Raw genomic sequence first — 21,672 nt, forward strand, 5'->3', positions numbered from 1 at the left:
TTAAGGTGATGACATGGAGAAAGACCAATTGAAATATGCGCAGCAGCATCTGGCTAATGAGCGCACCTTCTTAGCGTGGATAAGAACGGTGATTGCGATAGTGGGGGTTGGTTTTCTTGCGACAAGCCTGCATTTTACGATCGGTGTGCATCGGGATGCCCGGATTGATCTGATCAGTATCGTGCTGGGGATGTTTGCATGTGCATTGGGCTTTGTGATTACAGTTCTGGCGACATTCGGATATCTTCAGAAGAAGCGGCAAATCAATGAAGGAACGTTCCGGCCTTCAAGTGCGCATGTAATTCTAATCGCTGTTTTTATGGTCATATTGTTATCGATGATCATTTTATATTTTGTGTTCATAAAATTTTAAAAACTGCCCTAACCTAAATAGGGCAGTTTTTTTAGTACATCTATTATATGCTTATTCTTACATCACCACGGGAAGATTTATACCATTAAGTAAATGCTATCAAAAAACGAAAGCTTGAAAAACACTGTATTTCAATTTGGGTTTGAAAATAATAAAAACCTTTTAAAAGAATTTCATTCAGTATTTTACACGTCAGCCATGGGAAAGCTTAGTTTTCACCGGAAGGGAATATCAGCTGCAAGGAAAAGGTCGATCAAGTAATGTCTTTTGCCTTCCTTGAAAAAATATGAACAGCCATCATCAGTTTGTGAATAAACTTAACATGGTCAACGCTAGCTTTAAAGCTTTTGGAGGAACTTTACTTTATTCAATTTCGATTACGTTTTAATATTTGTTTAATTTCCGTTTTGTGAGATATGATAAAGAGGAACTATAAGGAGGTCATCAAGATGGTGGATATCAAAAAAGGTGAAAGTTCTTTTTTTGTCGAAGAATCTGGTGAGAAACTAGCGGAAATCACATTCTTTAAATCAGGTGATGATGAAATCACGGTGGATCATACTGTTGTTTCTGACAAGCTTCGCGGGCAAAAGGTAGGAAATGCCCTAGTTGAAAAGGTAATAGGGTTCGCACGGGAGGAAAAACTGAAAATTGTTCCGGTATGTTCTTTCGTTCAAAAACAATTTGAAAAAAATGCAGAATACGAGGATGTATTGGCTAAATGAACTAGAGGGCTGACCAGGGGATGAGTAATATCACCTGTGTTCAGCCCTCTGTCATTTTTTTAGATGATCTTCACCCCCGCTATTTGGGAAAATCATTACCGGTGACTGGCATCATGTGGGTAGTGCGAGGATATTTCGGTGGGGAAGTTAAATTTAGTGGGATGGTTGATATTTTAAAAATTAAAAATTGAAAAAACTTTTTTTGTAGAATGTGGTCATGATAGGTATGTAAGCGTATACAACAAATCTTTCAATTTGGAATTATCAAAAAATTTCAAAAAACCTGTTGACTACTACCTTAAATACACGTAAGATAATCACAAATACAAGACATCAAACATAAGCGTTTTGAAAAATGTGAATAATGCGAAAAGCATTGAAGAGGATAAGTAGTCTTTTAAAAAGGCAGTCACAGAGAGCCGGGTAGCTGAGAGCCGGTATTGTCCCGAAAGATGAACTCACCTTGGAGTTTCAGCTTGAACGTCAGACTAGTAGGGCTGAACGGGTGCGTACCAGTACCCGTTACCAAAACAGAGAATAGTGTAGGCTATTCAAAGTGCGCATGGATGTTCATGCGAAAAAGGGTGGTACCGTGGAGTGGCTCATCAAGCCTTTTCACCCCTTTAACTTGCCGAGTGCAAGTACATTTGGGGTGAAAAGGCTTTTTTGTATGCTTAAAAAGCTGAAAATTCTGAATCTTAGGAAAACGTTTAGTGGAAAAGTGAAGGAGGTTTTTACGAAATGACACAAAAGTCAGTTGTTGCTGATCGGAAGAGTGGAAAGACACATTATAGTGGAGCCGAATTTCTGCTGGATGCATTGGAAAAGGAAAATGTTGAAGTCATCTTTGGTTATCCGGGTGGATCTGTATTGCCGATTTATGACAAGCTTTACAGTTCAGAACTTTTTCATATTTTGACAAGGCACGAACAAGGTGCGATTCATGCAGCGGAAGGATACGCCAGGATTACCGGCAAGCCGGGGGTGGTCATAGTCACATCCGGTCCAGGGGCAACGAACATTGTCACCGGTTTGGCCGATGCGATGATTGACTCTTTACCGCTTGTGGTAATTTCGGGTCAGGTTGCTACCAGTGTAATTGGTTCGGATGCTTTCCAGGAAGCTGATGTACTGGGGATTACTACCCCGATCACAAAACATAACTATCAGGTGAGGAAGCCGGAAGACCTTCCGCGCATTATAAAAGAAGCTTTTTATATCGCTTCAAGCGGCCGCCCCGGTCCAGTATTAATCGATATACCTAAGGATATGGCCATTATACAAGGTGAATCGACTGATAAGGAGCCAGAAATGGATCTCCCTGGCTATCAGCCGACGACCAAGCCTAATTACTTACAGATCAGAAAGCTTGTTGAAGCCGTAAGCGGAGCGAAAAGACCGGTCATTCTTGCAGGGGCAGGAGTCCTGCATGCAAAGGCCTCCCATCTATTAAAGGAATATGTCGAGCAGCAAGGCATTCCCGTCGTCCATACTTTATTGGGTCTTGGAGGCTTTCCGGCGGAACATCCTCTCTTTATCGGAATGGGTGGTATGCATGGCTGCTATGCAGCAAACATGGCGTTATCGAAATGTGACCTATTAATCAATATCGGTGCCAGGTTCGATGATCGATTGACTGGGAATCTGGCGAAATTCGCACAGCATGCAACAGTGGCCCATATCGATATTGATCCAGCGGAAATCGGTAAAAATGTGCAGACAAAAATTCCGGTCGTCGGAAGTGCCAAGGAAGCACTGGCGGAGCTGATTGCGCAAAATGGAAAGAAACCGGAAATTGATGTATGGACAACGCAGCTGACGGCATGGAATGAAGAGTTTCCATTGCGTTATACACATGAAGAAGGCGTACTGAAACCTCAGCGTGTCATCCAGATGCTTCATGAAAAAACGAATGGGGAGGCCATTGTTACGACGGATGTTGGACAGCATCAAATGTGGGCAGCACAATACTATCCGTTTAACAAACCGAATTCATGGGTCACTTCCGGTGGATTGGGGACGATGGGCTTTGGCTTACCTTCGGCTCTTGGAGCTCAATTGGCGAATCCGAAAGCGACGGTGCTTTCCATTTCGGGGGATGGTGGATTCCAGATGTGCCTGCAGGAACTTTCGGTCATTGCCGAAATGAATTTGCCGATCAAGATCATCATCGTCAACAACGGGGCACTCGGGATGGTAAGACAGTGGCAGGAACTCTTTCATGATAACCGATTCTCACACAGTATTTTTCAATCGCATCCGGATTTCGTGAAATTGGCCGATGCTTATGGTATACCAGGATACAAAGTGACGACGGAGGAAGAGGCTAGCAACTGTCTGGATGCAGCGTTAAAGACTGATGGTCCAGTGTTGATTGATTTCCGTGTAAAACAAAACGAAAATGTCTTCCCGATGGTAGCACAAGGAAAAGGGCTTGATGAAATGGAAGGAGTTTAATCAATGAAGGGAATTCTTAGCCTAACCGTGAACAACCGGCCAGGTGTCCTGAATCGGATTACGAACCTGTTCACGAAAAGAAATTATAACATTGAAAGCATGACTGTCGGACCCTCCGAACAGAATGGCATTTCAAGGATGACCTTCGTGGTCGATGTTGATGATGAAGCTGTCATTGAACAGATCACCAAGCAATTGAATAAGCAGGTCGATGTTTTGAAAGTATTTGATATTACGAATCAATCGATTGTGGCGAGGGAACTGGCACTCATTAAAATATTGGTGACCACACAAACCCGAGCCGAGATTTATTCAGTCATCGAACCCTTCCGAGCGTCAGTTATAGATGTCAGTAAAGATAGCCTGACAGTTCAAATCACTGGGGAATCGGATAAAATCGAAGCCTTCATTGAACTGATCAAGCCATATGGCATCAAGGAATTGGCAAGGACAGGGACAGCCGCCATCCCGCGTGGAATGCAAATTGCACACGCTAAGAGTGCAACAATCGTATAAACCAAAACAAAAAAACAAAACAAAAACAATGATGAAAAGGGAGATGTAATTATTATGGCAAAAGTATATTATAACGCAGAAGCAAACGAGAATTTTTTCAACAATAAAAAGGTAGCGGTAATCGGATATGGTTCACAAGGACATGCACACGCACAAAACCTACGTGACAGCGGTGTAGATGTAATCATCGGAATCAGGAAAGGTAAATCATTCGATAAAGCGGTGGAAGACGGCTTTAATGTTTACACAGTGAAAGAAGCAGCTGAACAGGCAGACGTAATCATGAACCTATTACCGGATGAAACTCAGCCGAAAGTATACCAAGAAGAAATCAAACCGGTATTGCGTGCAGGGCAAGCGTTAATGTTCGCACACGGATTCAACGTCCATTTCAATCAAATCGTTCCCCCGGCAGACGTGGATGTATTATTAGTCGCTCCAAAAGGTCCGGGACATCTTGTTCGCCGTACATATGAACAAGGTGCAGGGGTGCCGGCATTATTCGCCATCTATCAAAATGTAACGGGTGAAGCAAGGGAATTGGCGCTTGCGTACGCTCGGGGAATCGGTTCATTAAGAGCTGGCGGTTTGGAAACCACTTTCCAGGAAGAAACGGAAACGGATCTATTTGGAGAGCAGGCAGTACTTTGCGGCGGATTGACTGCCCTTGTGAAAGCTGGATTCGAAACCTTGACAGAAGCTGGATATCAACCGGAAGTAGCATATTTCGAGTGTTTACATGAACTTAAATTAATCATCGACCTTATGTATGAAGGAGGAATGGAAAACATGCGCTATTCCATTTCTGACACAGCTCAATGGGGAGATTTCGTTTCTGGACCACGCGTTGTGACGGAAACTACGAAAGAGTCAATGAAAGCGATCTTGAAAGACATCCAAGATGGTGAGTTCGCTAAGGGATGGATCTTGGAGAACCAAGCGAATCGTCCAGTCTTCAATGCGATCAATAATCGTGAAAACCAACATCAAATCGAAGTGGTTGGCCGTGAGTTAAGAAAAATGATGCCATTCGTGAAACCTCAACAACAAGAGAAAGAAGTGGTTGCCGTTGCGAAAAATTAATATATTTGAAACTACACTTCGAGATGGGGAGCAATCAGCCGGTGTAAATTTGAATTTTACCGAAAAACTTGAAATTGCTTATCAGCTTGAAAGATTGGGTGTTGATATTATCGAAGCCGGTTTTCCGGCAGCATCCAAAGGGGATTTCAACTCAGTACAGGAAATCGCGCGCAAAATCAAAAACAGCTCTGTCACAGGGCTGGCGCGTGCTGTAAAGGGTGATATTGATGCAGCTTGGGATTCATTAAGGGGCGGCGCAGAACCAAGATTGCATACGTTCATCGCCACTTCGCCCATTCATCGTGAATATAAGTTGAAAATGTCGAAGCAGCAAGTGATTGAAAAGGCGGTAGAAATGGTTAAGTACGGGGCAGCGCGTTTTCCGATCGTGCAATGGTCTGCAGAAGATGCAAGCCGTACAGAACTTGACTATTTGGCTGAAATCGTTGAAGAGGTCATTCAAGCTGGTGCCAAGGTCATTAACATCCCGGATACTGTAGGGTATGCAGCTCCAATCGAATACGGAAACATTTTCAGGTACCTTCGTGAACATGTTCCTTCTATTGATAAAGTTAGTTTATCCGCACACTGCCACGACGATCTTGGAATGGCGACAGCCAATTCGTTGGCTGCCATCGAAGGAGGGGCTACGCAAGTCGAAGGGACAATCAACGGAATCGGAGAACGTGCCGGAAATGTGGCCCTTGAAGAAGTGGCGATGGCACTCTACATCCGTAAAGATTTCTATCAAGCGGGAACGGATCTTGTACTGAATGAAATTAAAAGGACCAGTGACTTGGTCAGCCGCCTTACGGGAATGCAAGTTCCAGCTAATAAAGCCATTATTGGTGCCAATGCATACGCGCATGAATCTGGCATTCACCAGGATGGCGTGTTAAAAGAAAAAACGACGTACGAAATCATATCACCTGAACTCGTCGGTGTTTCGTCCAATTCACTCGTTTTAGGAAAGCATTCAGGACGCCATGCTTTCAAAGAAAGATTACAAGAGTTGAATTTTACGGTAACGGATGAGGAAATGAACTCGTTATTCGTCCAATTCAAGGAATTGGCCGATAATAAAAAGACGATGACGGATGAAGATATCGTTGCACTGGTGCTTGAAGAGAAAGCGACGGATATCAGTTTTTATGACATGGTTGCCTTACAGATTTCCCACGGTACCCATCAGACGGCGACTGCGACGGTCACGCTGAAAAAAGGCGATAATGAAGAGATTCAGGAAGCGGCTACAGGTGCGGGAAGTGTAGAAGCCCTATATAACACGCTTGAAAGATGTTTGGGCAGCGAGATCAGCTTGCTGGACTATCGAATTCAATCGGTTGGCGGCGGAATGGATGCCCTTGCCCAGGTTTTTGTGAAAATTGATTATAACGGAGTGGAAACAAGCGGCCGCGGTCTTGATCAGGACGTCTTGGAAGCATCCGCCAAAGCATATTTGAATGCTGTGAACCGTGTGATCATCATGAAGGAACTAGAAGAAAAAGCAGTATTACTATAGGAAGGGGAGATTTCGATGAAAAGGAATATTGCGGTGCTTCAAGGAGATGGCATCGGGAAAGAAGTAACAAGAGGCGCTGTAGAAATCCTCGAAGCCGTTGCCCAAAGATATGGACACGATTTTGAATTTCAATATGGTGAGATTGGCGGCGGGGCCATCGATAACACAGGTTCACCCCTGCCGGATGAAACAGTGGAGATTTGTAAAAACAGCGATGCGGTATTATTAGGGGCCGTTGGAGGGCCTAAGTGGGATGACCAGCCTGCGCACCTAAGACCGGAACGAGGTTTGCTGAAAATCCGAAAAGATTTGAATCTTTATGCCAACATCCGTCCAATCAGCTATTATTCCAGCTTGTCGGGATCTTCTCCTCTTAAAAAGGAATTCATTGAAGATGTGGATTTCGTGATTGTCAGGGAACTAACTGGCGGCCTTTATTTCGGAAAGCCAAGTGAGCGCGTTGAAAAAGAGGGGAAAGAGGCAGTCGTCGATACCCTTTTCTATCAGAAAAGCGAAATGAAGCGCATCATTGAACTTGCTTTTGCATTAGCATCGGATCGCAAGAAAAAAGTAACATCCGTGGATAAAGCGAATGTTCTTGAATCCAGCAGGATGTGGCGTGAGACGGCTGAAGAAATTGCCAAGGACTATCCGGATGTAACCCTTGAACATATGCTTGTTGATAATGCAGCCATGCAATTGATCAAAAACCCGAAACAATTTGATATTATCGTGACGGAGAATATGTTCGGCGATATTTTAAGCGATGAAGCTTCGGTATTGACTGGCTCGCTTGGAATGCTTCCTTCCGCCTCCATTTCAACAAAAGGGCCAAATCTATATGAACCGATTCATGGCTCTGCCCCGGATATCGCGGGAAAAAATCTGGCCAATCCGATTGGGACGATTTTATCGGCGGCTTCCATGCTGCGTCTATCCTTTGGTTTGGAAGATGAAGCGAAAGCCGTTGAGCAGGCGGTGGAAAGGGTCCTTGAATATGGCTTGAGAACAGGCGATATCGCAAATGGCCAACCGAATATTACGTCCACTTCAGAAATGATTGCAGAAATTAAAGCAAATCTTTTAGACCAGGAAGCCATTTCCAACATCATGGGAGCTTACGCATAAACTTCTTTCACGGCCTAACATTAGGCCGTGTTTTTTAAAAAAAATACAAGATTGATCGAGGTGGGATAGTGATGGGAAAGTCGATTATAGAGAAAATATGGAATCGCCATATTGTAAATGAAGAGGAGAATAAACCGGATCTAATTTATATTGACCTTCAATATATTCATGAAGTGACCTCCCCGCAAGCATTTGAAGGTTTGAGATTAAAAGGACGCTCAGTCAGGAGACCAGACCGCACTTTCGCGACAATGGATCATAATGTGCCAACCGTTAATCGCTATTTCATCGAGGATGATATTGCAAGGAAACAATTAGAGGCGCTTGAGCAAAACTGTAAGGAGTTCGGTATCCGTCTTGCTGATTTAGACAGCCCGGATCAAGGTATCGTTCACGTTATCGGGCCGGAATTAGGCCTTACACAGCCAGGGATGACGATTGTCTGCGGTGACAGTCATACTTCCACACATGGTGCGTTTGGCTCGATTGCGTTTGGAATCGGTACGAGTGAGGTCGAGCATGTTTTGGCCACACAAACCCTATGGCAAACAAAACCCAAAACATTAAAGCTTGAGGTTAATGGCAAGCTTGGTCATGGCGTGATGGCGAAAGATGTCATTTTATATGTGATTTCTAAATTCGGTGTCGATTTCGGTACGGGACATATCATTGAGTATTGTGGGGAGGTTTTCCGCGATATGTCAATGGAAGAGAGAATGACGGTTTGCAATATGTCGATCGAAGGCGGGGCAAGAGCCGGGCTGGTAGCTCCCGATGAAACAACTTTCTCTTATTTGAAAGGTCGTAAATATTTGCCGGAAGGAGAAGAGTTCGAGCGATGTGTTCAGGATTGGAAGTCACTTTCCAGTGATGAGGATGCTGTATATGACCAAGAAATCATTCTTGATGGCAGTCTGATTTCACCAATGGTCAGCTGGGGGACGAATCCTGGAATGGCTAGTGGAGTGGACGGAAAAGTACCTACCTTCGCAGAAGATATCATGGATCCTAAAGAACTGAATCGGGCCATTGAGTATATGGGTCTTGAGGAAGGTATGCCGATCACGGAAATTCCCGTACAACATGTATTCATAGGATCGTGCACCAATTCACGCATTGAGGACTTACGGCAAGCCGCAGAAATGATCGAAGGCCAAACTGTTCATAAAGGGGTTCGGGCGATGGTCGTTCCTGGTTCACAAAGCGTCAAAAGGCAAGCGGAAGATGAAGGGTTGGATGAGATTTTCAAATCAGCGGGATTCGAATGGCGTGAATCGGGCTGCAGCATGTGCCTCAGCATGAATCCTGACGTTGTTCCTGCCGGTGAGCATTGTGCCTCCACAAGTAATCGGAACTTTGAAGGCAGGCAAGGAGCTGGAGCAAGAACGCACCTGGTTAGTCCGGCCATGGCTGCCGCGGCAGCCATTCATGGGAAGTTTGTCGATATCAGGAATTTGAAAAGAACTGAACAAGTCCATTAAGAATACGAATTAACCGGAGGTGCAGAGAATGGAACCCATTACTATATATAAAGGAAGAGCGGCGGCACTTGACCGTAAAAACGTGGATACGGACCAAATCATTCCTAAGCAATTTTTAAAACGGATTGAGCGAAGCGGATTTGGCGAGTTTTTATTCTATAACTGGCGTTTTGATGAAGATGGAAAGGAACGTCCTGATTTTGAATTGAATCAGCCCTATAATCAAAACACGTCCATTTTAATAGCAGGTGAGAATTTTGGCTGCGGTTCTTCGCGTGAGCATGCCCCTTGGTCATTGAAAGACTACGGATTCGATATCATCATCGCTCCTTCTTATGCTGATATCTTTAAAAGTAATTGCATGAAAAATGGCATGGTCCCCATCGCTTTAACCCAGACTGAAGTAAGCTATTTAATGGAGAGGGTGTCGGCACCTGATTATGAGTTGACGATCGACCTTCCCAATCAGACATTGAAAGATGGTCAAGGGTTTGAAACAAGCTTTGAAATTCATCCATATTGGAAGGAAATGCTCATCAAAGGCTGGGATGAAATTTCGATAACGCTCCAATATGATAAAGAGATTTCTGCCTATGAATCTCAAAAAAAGACTGTAAAGAGTATTTAATCGAAGAAGGTCATATCCCGTTCTCCTTTCATAATTGAAAGGATGCGGGATTTTTTTTATAGGGGAAAGCCGAAAAGGCGTTCATCAGGCATATAATTTTTTGTGTTTCCAGCTATTACATGCTAAACTGTTTCTCAAAAAGCGAACGGTGAGGCGGAAAATAGGATGGATAATGAGAACAACGAAAAGAAGGTCGGAGAAACCAAAATTATCGCCTTTCCAAATCTCGGTGAAAGGCTGATTGTAAAAGGGCTGGATGAGCTTGGAAACAGAAACTTTAAAGCGGCTGCACAGCTTTTCAGCCAAGCCAGGGAGTATGAGCCCGAAAATGATGAAGTTTGCATGGGACTAGTGGTCTCATTAGTCGAACTTGAGTATTACCAGGAGTCAAAAGAGTTGTGTATAGAGATGCTGAATAAAGGCATCGGCGACTATTTTCAATTGATCAATATTTATTTGATGGTACTGCTGCAATTAGGCGAACATCAGGAAATGGTCACGACGATCGAACTGCTATTTGAAGAAAGCCAAATTCCTTTTGATAAAGAGGAACATTTCGAAAAGATGCTTCAGTTCAGTAAAAGGGCCCTTGAGGATAAAAAAGAGGAAAAGGAAAGGCAAAATCAGCAGCTTTCAGAGGAATTGCAGGAGGATGAACTTTTTGAAGGGAAAACGGATAATGACATGCTTATGGTCATTTCAAAACTCACGAATATCAATATTCGACCATTTATCCCTCAAATCGAAGAATTCCTACAAAAAGATGAGGAACACCCTTTCTTTAAAACGATGCTCCTTAACATCCTTATCGACCAGGAATATAACGAGGAAGTGACGTTGAAGAAATTCAATCAATCAAAGTCGGTCATACCAAGCGAATTGAAAAGTTTGAAGGAGACGGACTTTTATAAGAAGGTAACCGGGCTGACCGAAGAGGAAATCAGTCAGGATAATCCGAGCTTATTTGAAATGGTCCATAGTTTGATTGAACGTCATTCTTTTTTATTGTTTCCTTTTGAACCCGGACCAGAAAGTTTGCCTGCATGGGCAGCTGCCTATCATGCCTTGGCGGAAGAATACATGACCGGGGAAGTTTTCATGAGGGAATTAGCGGACCTTTACCAAGCTGATGAGGAAAGCGTTGCGGATATTCTTTCCAATATAAAAGAAATTGAAGAAATTTCTTATCCCATTATTTAAGCTATTGCTGTTGTAACAGATTAATCCTGTGGTATAATGTAGTGGTTGTAATGTATAATCGTCTAATTTTGACGATTACCCCAATATTTTTGGGGTATATTTGAAGGATGACTTGTTAACACTTGCAAAGCATATTCATCCAATGCTTATTATTGAAGTATATAGATTTTTGGAGGGAAACACATGTCTGTAAAATGGGAAAAACAAGAAGGTAACCAAGGCGTACTAACAATCGAAGTTGACGCTGCAAAAGTAAACGAAGGTTTAGACGCAGCTTTCAAAAAAGTAGTGAAACAAGTAAATGTACCTGGCTTCCGTAAAGGTAAAATGCCACGTCAAATGTTCGAAAAAAAATTCGGCGTAGAATCACTTTACCAAGATGCGCTTGATATCATTCTTCCAGATGCTTATGCAAATGCTGTCGAAGAAGCTGGAATTCAGCCTGTAGATCGTCCAGAAATCGACATCGAGAAAATGGAAAAAGGCGAAAACCTGATCTTCACTGCAACTGTAACAGTTAAGCCTGAAGTTAAATTGGGAGATTACAAAGGTGTTGAAGTTGAAAAATTCAATACTGAAGTAACTGACGAAGATGTTGAAAACGAATTGAAAACTTTGCAAGAGCGTCAAGCTGAGCTTGTCGTTAAAGAAGAAGGACAAGCTGCTGAAGGCGATACAGTTGTTCTTGACTTCGAAGGATTCGTTGATGGTGAAGCATTCGAAGGCGGAGCTTCAGAAAACCATTCATTGGAAATCGGTTCAAACTCTTTCATTCCAGGATTTGAAGAGCAACTTGTAGGTCTTGAAACTGGCGCTGAAAAAGATATCGAAGTTACATTCCCTGAAGAATACCATGCTGCTGAACTTGCAGGTAAACCAGCTGTATTCAAAGTGAAAATTCACGAAATCAAAACAAAACAACTTCCTGAGTTGGATGATGAGTTCGCGAAAGATGTCGACGACGAAGTGGAAACTTTGGCTGAACTTAAAGAAAAAACAAAACATAAATTAGAGCATGACAAAAAACATGAAGAAGAAAACTTCATTCAAAACACTGTAATTGGTAAAGCTGTTGAAGGTGTAGAAATAGACGTTCCTGAAGCAATGATTTCAAACGAAGTTGACCGCATGATGAATGAGTTCTCTCAACGCATTCAATCTCAAGGTCTTAATTTGGAGCTTTACTACCAATTCTCAGGTCAAGATGAAGAAGCTTTAAAAGCGCAAATGAAAGAAGAAGCTGAAGGACAAGTTCGTACGAGCTTAACTCTTGAAGCGATCGCTGAAGTTGAAAAACTTGAAGCTACTGACGAAGATGTAGAAGCTGAACTTGCACAAATGGCTACTATGTACAATATGGAAGTTGACGCGATCAAACAAGCTCTTGGAAACTTAGAAGGAATCAAAGGCGATCTTAAAATTAAGAAAGCAATTGACTTCTTGGTAGAAAACAGCAAAACAGTTGACGCAAAATAATTGTTATTAAATAAGTAGATTAAAATATTTCCTTTAAAAAACAAGGCGCGAGTAATCGTGCCTTGTTTTATACATATTGAGAATCAGTGTAAATTTCAAATATCGGTTATTTCCTGATTGATTTTTTTGGGATTTCGGTGTAGATTAGTTCTAATACCGCATATACATATTTATACAGCAAATGCTGCTTTTAAAAATCTAAAGTTTTGGGCATACTGGTAAAGGGCAAATACATATTGATTGATTATTGTACTTATTTAACAACTCGGACCGTGAGCATTTTTGTTACTAAACTTCCAAGAACATGATAAAATGCAAAACATACTTAGGATTTTGGAATGTTTAAGTAGATGTGTGCCTAGTTTCTTTTCATTACGATTGGGTACCGCTATGTTATAGAGTTGGAAGAGTATTTAAAGGGGTGAACGTACATGTTTAAATTTAATGATGAAAAAGGACAGTTAAAATGTTCTTTTTGCGGTAAAACACAAGAACAAGTCCGTAAACTGGTTGCTGGTCCAGGTGTCTATATTTGTGACGAGTGTATAGAACTTTGTACGGAGATCGTCGAAGAAGAGCTGGGAACTGATGAAGAAGTAGAATTCAGAGATGTTCCTAAGCCTATGGAAATCCGTGAAATTCTTGACGAATATGTGATTGGACAAGAACAGGCGAAGAAATCTTTGGCTGTCGCTGTTTACAACCATTATAAACGTATCAATTCCAATAGCAAAGTCGACGATGTGGAGCTTTCAAAAAGTAACATCGCCCTAATCGGACCGACTGGAAGCGGGAAAACCCTTCTTGCGCAAACATTGGCGCGATTACTGAATGTTCCTTTTGCCATTGCTGATGCCACTTCATTGACGGAAGCTGGATATGTTGGGGAAGATGTCGAAAACATCTTGCTAAAATTGATCCAAGCAGCAGATTATGATGTGGAAAAAGCGGAAAAAGGCATCATTTATATTGATGAAATCGATAAAGTTGCCCGTAAATCGGAAAATCCTTCCATTACACGTGACGTGTCTGGTGAAGGTGTGCAACAAGCTTTATTGAAAATACTTGAAGGAACGGTTGCAAGCGTTCCGCCTCAAGGTGGCCGTAAACATCCACATCAGGAATTCATCCAAATCGATACGACTAATATTTTGTTCATCTGCGGCGGTGCCTTTGATGGCATCGAACCGATCATCAAACGCCGTCTTGGTCAAAAAGTCATCGGCTTTGGCTCTGATGTGAAAAAGGATGATATTGCAGAAAAAGAATTGCTTTCCAAAGTCCTTCCTGAAGACTTGCTTCGTTTCGGATTAATTCCGGAATTCATCGGACGTCTTCCGGTAATTGCGACTCTTGAGCAATTGGATGAAGCTGCTTTGATTGAAATCCTTACACAGCCGAAAAATGCCCTTGTTAAACAATATCAAAAATTGCTTGAGCTTGACGATGTTGAATTGGAATTCGAACAGGAAGCGCTAAGTGAAATTGCTAAAAAGGCAATTGAACGTAAAACTGGTGCACGTGGTCTGCGTTCCATCATCGAAGGCATCATTCTTGAAGTGATGTTCGATCTGCCTTCACGTGATGACGTTGCAAAATGTGTAATCACTGGCAGCACGATTTCGAAAAACGAATCTCCAAAGCTCGTCCTAAAAGACGGTACAACCATCAAAGGCCAAGAAAAGAAAACATCTGCTTGATCTTATGGAAAAGCAAGGCTGCCAGTTCAACCTGGCAGTCTTTTTGTTTGTTGGAATGGAAGGTGCGAGACTCCTGATTGAATACGCGTCCTAGGGAGACCCCGTAGGCGCAGGGCGCCGAGGAGGCTCCCGGACCGCCCGCGGAAAGCGGTGCCTGTAGTGGAAAATCAATTCGAACTTCAAAAAAACAGTAGGGTAAAACCAATTTAATTTTGAGTTATTTACAGTCTAGACTGCCAGTTCAACCTGGCAGTCTTTTTCTTTGTCTTTTTATAAATTGTTGTTATTTAGGATAAAAACGCCAAAATTTTCAACACGAATTTCTTGGATAATTTCGCCCTTCCAAAGGAGATACTAACAGAAATGACAAACTAGGAGAGTGCAGGAGGGAATACGATGAATTGGACAGGATTGGCGTTGTTTATCCAGCTTTTTTTTGGGATCATTATTGGATTGTATTTTTTGAACTTATTGAAAGGCCAGCGGACACAAAAAGTTTCCATTGACCGTGATTCACGTAAAGAGATGGACCAATTACGGAAGATGAGATCGATTTCGTTAACAGAGCCATTGGCAGAAAAGGTTAGACCAAGCACATTTAATGAAATCGTCGGTCAAGAAGATGGGATTAAATCTTTAAAAGCTGCTTTATGTGGGCCGAATCCCCAGCATGTGATAATTTACGGTCCTCCAGGGGTAGGGAAAACGGCAGCTGCCAGACTTGTTTTGGAAGAGGCGAAGAAAAATGGCAAGTCCCCTTTTAAGAATTCGGCCGTTTTCGTTGAATTGGACGCCACTACAGCCAGGTTCGATGAACGGGGGATTGCCGATCCGCTCATTGGTTCTGTGCACGATCCAATCTACCAAGGAGCTGGGGCAATGGGGCAGGCTGGCATTCCGCAGCCTAAGCAGGGGGCAGTCAGCAATGCTCATGGCGGCGTACTGTTCATAGATGAAATAGGGGAGCTTCATCCAATACAGATGAATAAACTGTTAAAGGTATTGGAGGATCGCAAGGTCTTTCTGGAAAGTGCTTATTATCAAGAGGAAAATCAAAATATTCCAACTCACATCCATGATATTTTTAAAAATGGGCTGCCCGCTGACTTTCGGCTGATTGGAGCCACAACAAGAACGCCAAATGAAATCGCGCCTGCGATACGTTCAAGATGCATAGAAGTGTTTTTCCGAGAACTTGACCGGGAAGAAATAATCACCGTGGCTAAGAATGCCTCTGATAAAGTGGGGATCACCATCAGTGAAAAAGGCTTGCAGTCGATTTCGGATTATGCCCGAAATGGCAGGGAAGCTGTCAACATGATTCAGACTCTTGCAGGAATATCTATTAATGAAAACAGGACGTTTATCAGGGAAGAAGATATAGATTGGATGGCCCATAGCAGCCAGCTGACACAAAGAATGGACAGGAAAATAGAATCGAATTCTAAAATAGGCCTTGTCAACGGTCTTGCAGTCTATGGTCCCAACAGCGGGGCGTTGCTGGAAATCGAGGTTACGGTCATGGCTGCTTCTGATGAAAAAGGTTCGATAAACATTACCGGCATCGTTGAAGAAGAGAGTATCGGCGGCGGGAGTGGCAAATCGATTCGCCGCAAGAGCATGGCAAAAGGTTCGATAGAAAATGTCATTACGGTTTTACGGTCGATGGGAGTGCCTGCCGATCAATTCGATATCCATGTGAACTTTCCTGGCGGAAGTCCAGTAGATGGCCCTTCTGCAGGAATTGCCATGGCCACAGGCATATACTCGGCCATATATAAAATCCCTGTTGATCACACCGTGGCGATGACTGGGGAAATAAGCATTCATGGCGGCGTTAAACCGATCGGCGGTGTCATTCCGAAAATCAAGGCGGCTAAACTAGCTGGGGCTAAGAAAGTAATCATCCCAGCCGAAAACATGCAGCCACTTCTATCTGAAATCAAGGATATAGAAATCATTCCCGTTACGAATGTAAAAGAAGTGCTGGATCAGGCACTGAAAAAAGAATTGATGTCGGAACAAATCCTTACAACCTTGGACCTATCGAAAAAAGAAAGTGTATAAAGGAAATGCCCCGGCTAAAAAATGGAACCGGGGCATTTTAAGGACCATATTGGCGTTCCCGACAAACCTGACGTAAAATAAACCGCATTCAGACGTGCTTTTTTATCCAATATTGGAGATAATAAAAGCAGTCGAAACGTGTTAAGGTAAACGAATAGACACTTCTATATAAATAGGATAGAATTGTTAAAAGGTTGAGAACATGGGTAAATAGTTTACAACGACGATACTAATTAGATGGAGGTGTCAGGAAATGACTGATAAAGAAATCATCGTCCCCCTCCTGCCGCTAAGAGGATTGCTTGTATATCCAACGATGGTACTTCATTTAGATGTAGGCCGAGATAGATCAGTGCAAGCCCTTGAGAAAGCAATGGTGGAAGACCATCTTATATTTTTGACGACACAACAGGATGTTTCGTTGGACGAACCAGGTGAAGAAGATTTATTTACAATGGGAACTTTAACAAAGGTAAAACAGATGTTGAAGCTTCCGAATGGTACAATCCGGGTGTTGGTGGAAGGATTGAACCGCGCAGAAGTCATTGAATTTTACGATTATGAGACACATTATGGTGCCAAGATTAAAATATATGAAGACAGTGATGAAAAGGATGCTGAACATCAAGCATTAATGCGCACACTACTGGATTATTTTGAACAATACATAAAAATGTCCAAAAAAATAACCGGTGAAACGTTTTCTTCCACTTCGGATATTGAAGAGCCTGGGCGATTAGCGGATATAATCGCTTCACATTTGCCTTTGAAATTGAAGGAGAAGCAAGAAGTGCTTGAGACCATTGATATGAAAGAGCGTTTAAGCCGTGTCATCGAGATCATCAATAACGAGAAGGAAGTTCTTTTTCTCGAGAAAAAGATCGGCCAGCGTGTTAAGCGTTCGATGGAACGGACTCAAAAGGAATATTATTTACGAGAACAAATGAAAGCGATCCAAAAGGAATTGGGCGATAAAGAAGGAAAAACAGGGGAGATTGAGGTCCTCAACGAAAAGATTGAAGAAGCAAATATGCCTGAGCACATTAAAGAAACGGCATTAAAGGAATTGGACCGTTATGAAAAGGTTCCTTCGAGCTCAGCGGAGAGTTCTGTCATCCGCAATTATATCGAATGGCTGATATCGCTTCCGTGGACCAAAGCGACCAAAGATGACTTGAATATTCATAAAGCCGAAAAAATCCTGAACCGGGACCACCATGGTTTGGAAAAGGTGAAGGAGCGGGTGCTTGAATATTTGGCCGTCCAGCAATTGACCAATTCATTGAAGGGACCGATCCTCTGTTTGGTGGGACCGCCAGGGGTCGGGAAAACGAGCCTGGCTAAATCGATCGCTTCATCCCTGAATAGGAATTTTGTCCGTATATCTTTAGGTGGAGTGCGCGATGAATCAGAAATCCGCGGACATCGCCGCACATATGTAGGGGCGATGCCTGGACGGATCATTCAAGGCATGAAAAAAGCCGGAACGATCAATCCTGTCTTTTTATTGGACGAAGTCGATAAGATGTCCAATGACTTTAGGGGAGATCCATCTGCAGCGATGCTGGAAGTGCTTGATCCGGAGCAAAATCATAATTTCAGTGATCATTATATTGAAGAAACCTACAATCTTTCAAAAGTCATGTTCGTCGCGACGGCGAATAATTTGGGATCGATTCCCGGTCCGCTTCGTGATCGTATGGAAATCATTTCGATTGCAGGTTATACTGAGATAGAGAAACTTCATATAGCCAAGGATCACTTGCTGCCTAGACAGCTCGAAAACCATGGTTTATTGAAGACACAACTGCAAATCCGTGAGGAAGCTCTAACAAAAATCATCCGTTACTATACTCGGGAAGCCGGCGTTCGGAGTCTGGAGCGACAGCTTGCAAGCATCTGTCGGAAGACTGCAAAAATCATCGTGTCCGGAGATAAAAAGCGGGTTGTCATTTCTGAAAAGAATGTCGAGGAGTTTTTAGGGAAAACCATGTTCCATTATGGACAGGCGGAAGTCGAGAACCAAGTAGGTGTAGCCAATGGGTTAGCTTACACGTCGGTAGGTGGCGATACGCTGCAAATCGAGGTTTCCTTATCACCAGGTAAAGGCAAGCTGATACTGACAGGAAAGCTTGGCGATGTAATGAAAGAGTCAGCACAGGCTGCTTTCAGTTATGTCCGTTCAAAAACCGAGAAACTTCAGATTGATGCGAACTTCCATGAAAAATATGATATCCATATTCATGTCCCCGAAGGTGCGGTCCCAAAAGATGGCCCTTCTGCAGGCATCACGATTGCAACAGCGTTAATATCGGCCCTTACAAATAGGCCGATCAGAAAAGAGGTAGGCATGACAGGCGAAATTACATTACGCGGACGGGTTCTTCCGATCGGCGGGCTTAAAGAAAAATCTTTAGCGGCCCATCGCGCAGGACTTACGAAAATCATCATCCCGCAAAATAACGAAAAGGATATTGATGATATCCCGGAAAGTGTCCGTAAAGCATTAACTTTTGTTCCAGTTTCACACGTCGATGAAGTCCTTGAGCATGCATTGGTAGGTGTGAACGAATGAAAGTGACTAGTTCAGATATTGTCATCAGTGCTGTGAAGCCTGAACAATATCCCAATACCCCAATACCGGAATTTGCCTTGGCAGGCCGTTCCAACGTTGGGAAATCCAGTTTCATCAACAAAATGATCAATCGAAAAAACTTGGCGCGCACATCCTCTAAACCGGGTAAGACGCAAACCTTGAATTTTTATATCATAAATGAAGCACTCCATTTTGTGGATGTACCTGGTTATGGTTATGCAAAAGTATCTAAGACCGAGCGTGATGCTTGGGGCAAGATGATTGAAACGTACTTCACTTCCCGTGACCAGCTCCGCGCTGCGCTTCTGATCGTCGATTTGCGTCATCCGCCGACAAAGGATGATATCGCAATGTATGAATTCCTGAAGCATTATGATCTGCCCCGGATCGTTATTGCCACTAAAGCGGATAAAATTCCAAAAGGCAAATGGCAGAAGCACTTGAAAATCACGCGCCAAACATTAAATATGGAAAAAGAAGATGAATTGCTTCTATTCTCCGGTGAAACAGGCGAAGGTAAGGAACAAGCATGGGGCGTCCTTAAGAAATATATGTAAAAGAAAAGGGTATTCCGCATCTGGAATACCCTTTTTCATTATGGAATTCATAAAAATTGGCCAAACAAAAATTTTCACTTTTTTCGAACCAAAAAATAAATGCCGATTGCCATCAAGGCAAATGGCCAAAACCTTTCGATGTTCGCAGTAGTTGTATCAACAAACCCGAAAGACGTTTTGATTTTATCATAGAATAAAAAGGTGATCGAGATGATGAATATTACCATACCATGAAACATTCCAGAATTTGTTTTACGTGCCCGGAGAATAAATCCCAGAGAGATGATTAAAATAAAGATACCTATATTATCCGGCCAAATATCCAGGTTCTCGACGATGTGGAAGTGAGCCCCGAACCCGAGTAAGATGACGCCTGGCAGGATGGACTCATATTCATTACCGCTATATGCCTGAATCAGGAAGGCGGCACCAACTATACATAATAAAGTGGGCCAGCTGAAAAAGCCTGGAAAGATTTCGATTTGGGAATGTTCAAGAAAAAAATAGAGCCCGAAACCGATTAAAACGATTCCTGGGAAAATACGCTGCGTTTTCATTTTATCCTCCTATGCAATTTGATTACTTGAAGTTTTTTGCCATTTTTGATATGGTACTTTTGTACACAATGTCGAAATATGTATGTAACATACAAAACCCGCTTAGACACCTTTTGTAACAATTCAGGCGTTTTGGCTGTCTTTTCCATGGTAGCATACGTTTTCATAAACTGTTCATATTATTTGCGTGAAACCATTTTAGTACATGGTATAATAAATTTACATGAAAAATTTTGGGGGTGCAAAACAAAAGGATGCATATTCTAGCGGTTGGTATAAATTACAAAACTGCCCCTGTAGAAATTCGGGAAAAACTATCGTTTAACGAAGCCGAACTTGCCGAGGCAATGAAAGCTCTTAAAAATAAAAAAAGCATCTTGGAAAACATTATCATTTCAACATGTAACAGGACGGAAATATATGCGGTCGGTGACCAGCTTCATACAAGCAGGTATTATATAAAGGAATTTCTTTCGGAATGGTTTAATATCGATAAAGAAGAATTTTCTAAATATCTGTTCATTTATGAAGGCGATGGGGCTGTGGAGCATTTATTTTCAGTTACCTGCGGCTTGAATTCCATGATACTGGGAGAAACTCAGATTTTGGGACAAGTACGTTCAAGCTATCTGTTAGGGCAGAAGGATGATACAATCGGTACCGTTTTTAACCATCTCTTCAAGCAAGCCCTTACATTAGCTAAGAAAGCTCATTCGGAAACCGAAATCAATACCAATGCCGTTTCCGTCAGCTATGCGGCAGTCGAGCTTGCAAAAAAAATCTTTGGAGGCCTGAACGGCAAGAATGTCTTGATTCTTGGGGCCGGTAAGATGGGTGAGCTGGCCATTCAAAATCTTCATAGCAATGGCGCAGACAGCATTACGGTCATTAACCGTACCTTCCAGAAAGCGGTCGACCTGGCCGAGAGATTCAATGGTACGCCGAAACAGCTTCAAGAGCTGCAATGCGCTTTAGTGGATGCCGATATCCTGATTACTTCCACTGGATCAAAAGATCTTCTTGTAACAAAAGAAATGATGTCATTCATCAATAAGCTTCGTAAAGGCCGTCCTATTTTCATGGTCGATATCGCAGTGCCGCGTGACCTCGATCCAACATTGGGTGAGCTGGAAAATGTCTTCTTGTATGATATTGACGATCTTGAAGGGATTGTGCAAGCCAATATCGAAGAACGTAAAAAAGCTGCCGAGAAAATAGAATTGATGATCGAATCGGAAATCGTGGACTTCAACCAATGGATTAATTTGCTTGGTGTGGTTCCCGTCATTTCTTCATTACGGGAAAAATCCCTAACGATCCAGAAGGAAACGATGGAAAGCATCGAAAGAAAGCTTCCGCATTTAAGCGAACGTGACAAAAAAGTTCTGAACAAGCATACGAAAAGCATCATCAACCAAATGCTGAAAGATCCGATCCTTTATGCAAAAGAGCTGGCAGATGAGCCGAATGCAAAAGAGCAATTGAATAATTTCGTGAAAATTTTCCATTTAGAGGAATTGATTGAAGACCAGCTGGTTGCGGATGAAAAAGAACGGAACAGCTCCAAGTCATCCCTATTGAATCCAGTTCCTGTCCAGTAATGAGG

General features: G+C 42.6%; 18 protein-coding genes and 1 other annotated feature. Of the genes, 17 read left to right on the top strand and 1 reads right to left on the bottom strand.

Translation table 11 applies throughout. From position 1 onward, the window contains the following. Positions 1-13 precede the first annotated feature (13 nt). From ACFRAK_RS04355 to yihA, 16 genes are all read left to right on the top strand, one after another. Entirely contained in the window at positions 14-373 is a 360-nt protein-coding gene (locus tag ACFRAK_RS04355) for a YidH family protein (RefSeq protein ID WP_260285342.1), read from the top strand. A 449-nt stretch (positions 374-822) separates the two neighbouring features. Then, positions 823-1,098, top strand: coding sequence for a GNAT family N-acetyltransferase (locus ACFRAK_RS04360; protein ID WP_081395481.1), 276 nt, complete (start codon positions 823-825; stop codon positions 1,096-1,098). A gap of 20 nt (positions 1,099-1,118) precedes the next feature. Then, positions 1,119-1,289: a hypothetical protein gene (locus ACFRAK_RS04365; protein ID WP_387602565.1), complete on the top strand. Its 171-nt coding sequence runs from the start codon at positions 1,119-1,121 to the stop codon at positions 1,287-1,289. 176 nt (positions 1,290-1,465) lie between these two features. Beyond that, positions 1,466-1,724, top strand: a binding site (T-box leader). A 115-nt stretch (positions 1,725-1,839) separates the two neighbouring features. Further along, positions 1,840-3,555, top strand: a complete 1,716-nt coding sequence (ilvB, locus tag ACFRAK_RS04370; protein WP_387602568.1) for an acetolactate synthase large subunit — start codon at positions 1,840-1,842, stop codon at positions 3,553-3,555. Between the two features lie 3 nt (positions 3,556-3,558). After that, positions 3,559-4,071 carry an acetolactate synthase small subunit gene (gene ilvN, locus ACFRAK_RS04375; RefSeq protein ID WP_260285339.1) on the top strand — a complete coding sequence of 171 codons (513 nt, stop codon included), beginning with the start codon at positions 3,559-3,561 and terminating at the stop codon, positions 4,069-4,071. A gap of 54 nt (positions 4,072-4,125) precedes the next feature. After that, positions 4,126-5,154: a ketol-acid reductoisomerase gene (gene ilvC, locus ACFRAK_RS04380; protein WP_192205980.1), complete on the top strand. Its 1,029-nt coding sequence runs from the start codon at positions 4,126-4,128 to the stop codon at positions 5,152-5,154. Continuing rightward, the gene (locus tag ACFRAK_RS04385; protein WP_394571347.1) at positions 5,141-6,676 is read left to right on the top strand and encodes a 2-isopropylmalate synthase; all 1,536 of its coding nucleotides are present in this window, start codon (positions 5,141-5,143) and stop codon (positions 6,674-6,676) included. Before ilvC ends, ACFRAK_RS04385 begins: the two co-directional genes overlap by 14 nt. Positions 6,677-6,691: 15 nt before the next feature. Next, the gene (gene leuB / locus ACFRAK_RS04390) at positions 6,692-7,804 is read left to right on the top strand and encodes a 3-isopropylmalate dehydrogenase (protein ID WP_192205978.1); all 1,113 of its coding nucleotides are present in this window, start codon (positions 6,692-6,694) and stop codon (positions 7,802-7,804) included. A 71-nt stretch (positions 7,805-7,875) separates the two neighbouring features. Beyond that, the gene (leuC, locus tag ACFRAK_RS04395) at positions 7,876-9,285 is read left to right on the top strand and encodes a 3-isopropylmalate dehydratase large subunit (RefSeq protein ID WP_394571348.1); all 1,410 of its coding nucleotides are present in this window, start codon (positions 7,876-7,878) and stop codon (positions 9,283-9,285) included. A 28-nt stretch (positions 9,286-9,313) separates the two neighbouring features. After that, on the top strand, positions 9,314-9,913 hold the full coding sequence (gene leuD, locus ACFRAK_RS04400; RefSeq protein ID WP_394571349.1) for a 3-isopropylmalate dehydratase small subunit: 600 nt from the start codon (positions 9,314-9,316) through the stop codon (positions 9,911-9,913). Between the two features lie 165 nt (positions 9,914-10,078). Then, complete coding sequence (locus tag ACFRAK_RS04405) at positions 10,079-11,113, top strand: tetratricopeptide repeat protein (protein ID WP_387602579.1); 1,035 nt, start codon at positions 10,079-10,081, stop codon at positions 11,111-11,113. A gap of 183 nt (positions 11,114-11,296) precedes the next feature. Continuing rightward, positions 11,297-12,589 (top strand): trigger factor, encoded by a 1,293-nt coding sequence (gene tig / locus ACFRAK_RS04410; RefSeq protein ID WP_387602582.1) that lies wholly within the window; start codon positions 11,297-11,299, stop codon positions 12,587-12,589. Positions 12,590-13,020: 431 nt separating this feature from the next. Further along, entirely contained in the window at positions 13,021-14,289 is a 1,269-nt protein-coding gene (gene clpX / locus ACFRAK_RS04415) for an ATP-dependent protease ATP-binding subunit ClpX (RefSeq protein ID WP_034308926.1), read from the top strand. Between the two features lie 396 nt (positions 14,290-14,685). Beyond that, positions 14,686-16,356, top strand: coding sequence for an ATP-dependent protease LonB (gene lonB / locus ACFRAK_RS04420; RefSeq protein ID WP_387705094.1), 1,671 nt, complete (start codon positions 14,686-14,688; stop codon positions 16,354-16,356). A 253-nt stretch (positions 16,357-16,609) separates the two neighbouring features. Next, positions 16,610-18,931 (top strand): endopeptidase La, encoded by a 2,322-nt coding sequence (gene lon, locus ACFRAK_RS04425; protein WP_387602587.1) that lies wholly within the window; start codon positions 16,610-16,612, stop codon positions 18,929-18,931. Next, positions 18,928-19,509, top strand: coding sequence for a ribosome biogenesis GTP-binding protein YihA/YsxC (gene yihA / locus ACFRAK_RS04430; RefSeq protein ID WP_034308918.1), 582 nt, complete (start codon positions 18,928-18,930; stop codon positions 19,507-19,509). Before lon ends, yihA begins: the two co-directional genes overlap by 4 nt. Before the next feature lie 74 nt (positions 19,510-19,583). Here the strand turns inward: yihA and ACFRAK_RS04435 are convergent, their stop codons facing one another. Further along, positions 19,584-20,066, bottom strand: a complete 483-nt coding sequence (locus tag ACFRAK_RS04435) for a LiaI-LiaF-like domain-containing protein (protein ID WP_260285330.1) — start codon at positions 20,064-20,066, stop codon at positions 19,584-19,586. A 254-nt stretch (positions 20,067-20,320) separates the two neighbouring features. On the opposite strand from ACFRAK_RS04435, the gene hemA reads away from it, so the two are divergent. Then, complete coding sequence (gene hemA / locus ACFRAK_RS04440; protein WP_387705092.1) at positions 20,321-21,667, top strand: glutamyl-tRNA reductase; 1,347 nt, start codon at positions 20,321-20,323, stop codon at positions 21,665-21,667. The last annotated feature ends 5 nt before the right edge of the window (positions 21,668-21,672 follow it).

Source organism: Peribacillus sp. NPDC056705 (genome assembly GCF_043656335.1).

Excerpts from the sequence above, each read along its gene's own strand:
- ACFRAK_RS04355 (WP_260285342.1), top strand. The coding sequence starts at position 14 with ATGGAGAAAGACCAATTGAAATATGCGCAGCAGCATCTGGCTAATGAG.
- ACFRAK_RS04360 (WP_081395481.1), top strand. The coding sequence starts at position 823 with ATGGTGGATATCAAAAAAGGTGAAAGTTCTTTTTTTGTCGAAGAATCT.
- ACFRAK_RS04365 (WP_387602565.1), top strand. The coding sequence starts at position 1,119 with ATGAGTAATATCACCTGTGTTCAGCCCTCTGTCATTTTTTTAGATGAT.
- ilvB (WP_387602568.1), top strand. The coding sequence starts at position 1,840 with ATGACACAAAAGTCAGTTGTTGCTGATCGGAAGAGTGGAAAGACACAT.
- ilvN (WP_260285339.1), top strand. The coding sequence starts at position 3,559 with ATGAAGGGAATTCTTAGCCTAACCGTGAACAACCGGCCAGGTGTCCTG.
- ilvC (WP_192205980.1), top strand. The coding sequence starts at position 4,126 with ATGGCAAAAGTATATTATAACGCAGAAGCAAACGAGAATTTTTTCAAC.
- leuB (WP_192205978.1), top strand. The coding sequence starts at position 6,692 with ATGAAAAGGAATATTGCGGTGCTTCAAGGAGATGGCATCGGGAAAGAA.
- leuC (WP_394571348.1), top strand. The coding sequence starts at position 7,876 with ATGGGAAAGTCGATTATAGAGAAAATATGGAATCGCCATATTGTAAAT.
- leuD (WP_394571349.1), top strand. The coding sequence starts at position 9,314 with ATGGAACCCATTACTATATATAAAGGAAGAGCGGCGGCACTTGACCGT.
- ACFRAK_RS04405 (WP_387602579.1), top strand. The coding sequence starts at position 10,079 with ATGGATAATGAGAACAACGAAAAGAAGGTCGGAGAAACCAAAATTATC.
- tig (WP_387602582.1), top strand. The coding sequence starts at position 11,297 with ATGTCTGTAAAATGGGAAAAACAAGAAGGTAACCAAGGCGTACTAACA.
- clpX (WP_034308926.1), top strand. The coding sequence starts at position 13,021 with ATGTTTAAATTTAATGATGAAAAAGGACAGTTAAAATGTTCTTTTTGC.
- lonB (WP_387705094.1), top strand. The coding sequence starts at position 14,686 with ATGAATTGGACAGGATTGGCGTTGTTTATCCAGCTTTTTTTTGGGATC.
- lon (WP_387602587.1), top strand. The coding sequence starts at position 16,610 with ATGACTGATAAAGAAATCATCGTCCCCCTCCTGCCGCTAAGAGGATTG.
- yihA (WP_034308918.1), top strand. The coding sequence starts at position 18,928 with ATGAAAGTGACTAGTTCAGATATTGTCATCAGTGCTGTGAAGCCTGAA.
- ACFRAK_RS04435 (WP_260285330.1), bottom strand. The coding sequence starts at position 20,066 with ATGAAAACGCAGCGTATTTTCCCAGGAATCGTTTTAATCGGTTTCGGG.
- hemA (WP_387705092.1), top strand. The coding sequence starts at position 20,321 with ATGCATATTCTAGCGGTTGGTATAAATTACAAAACTGCCCCTGTAGAA.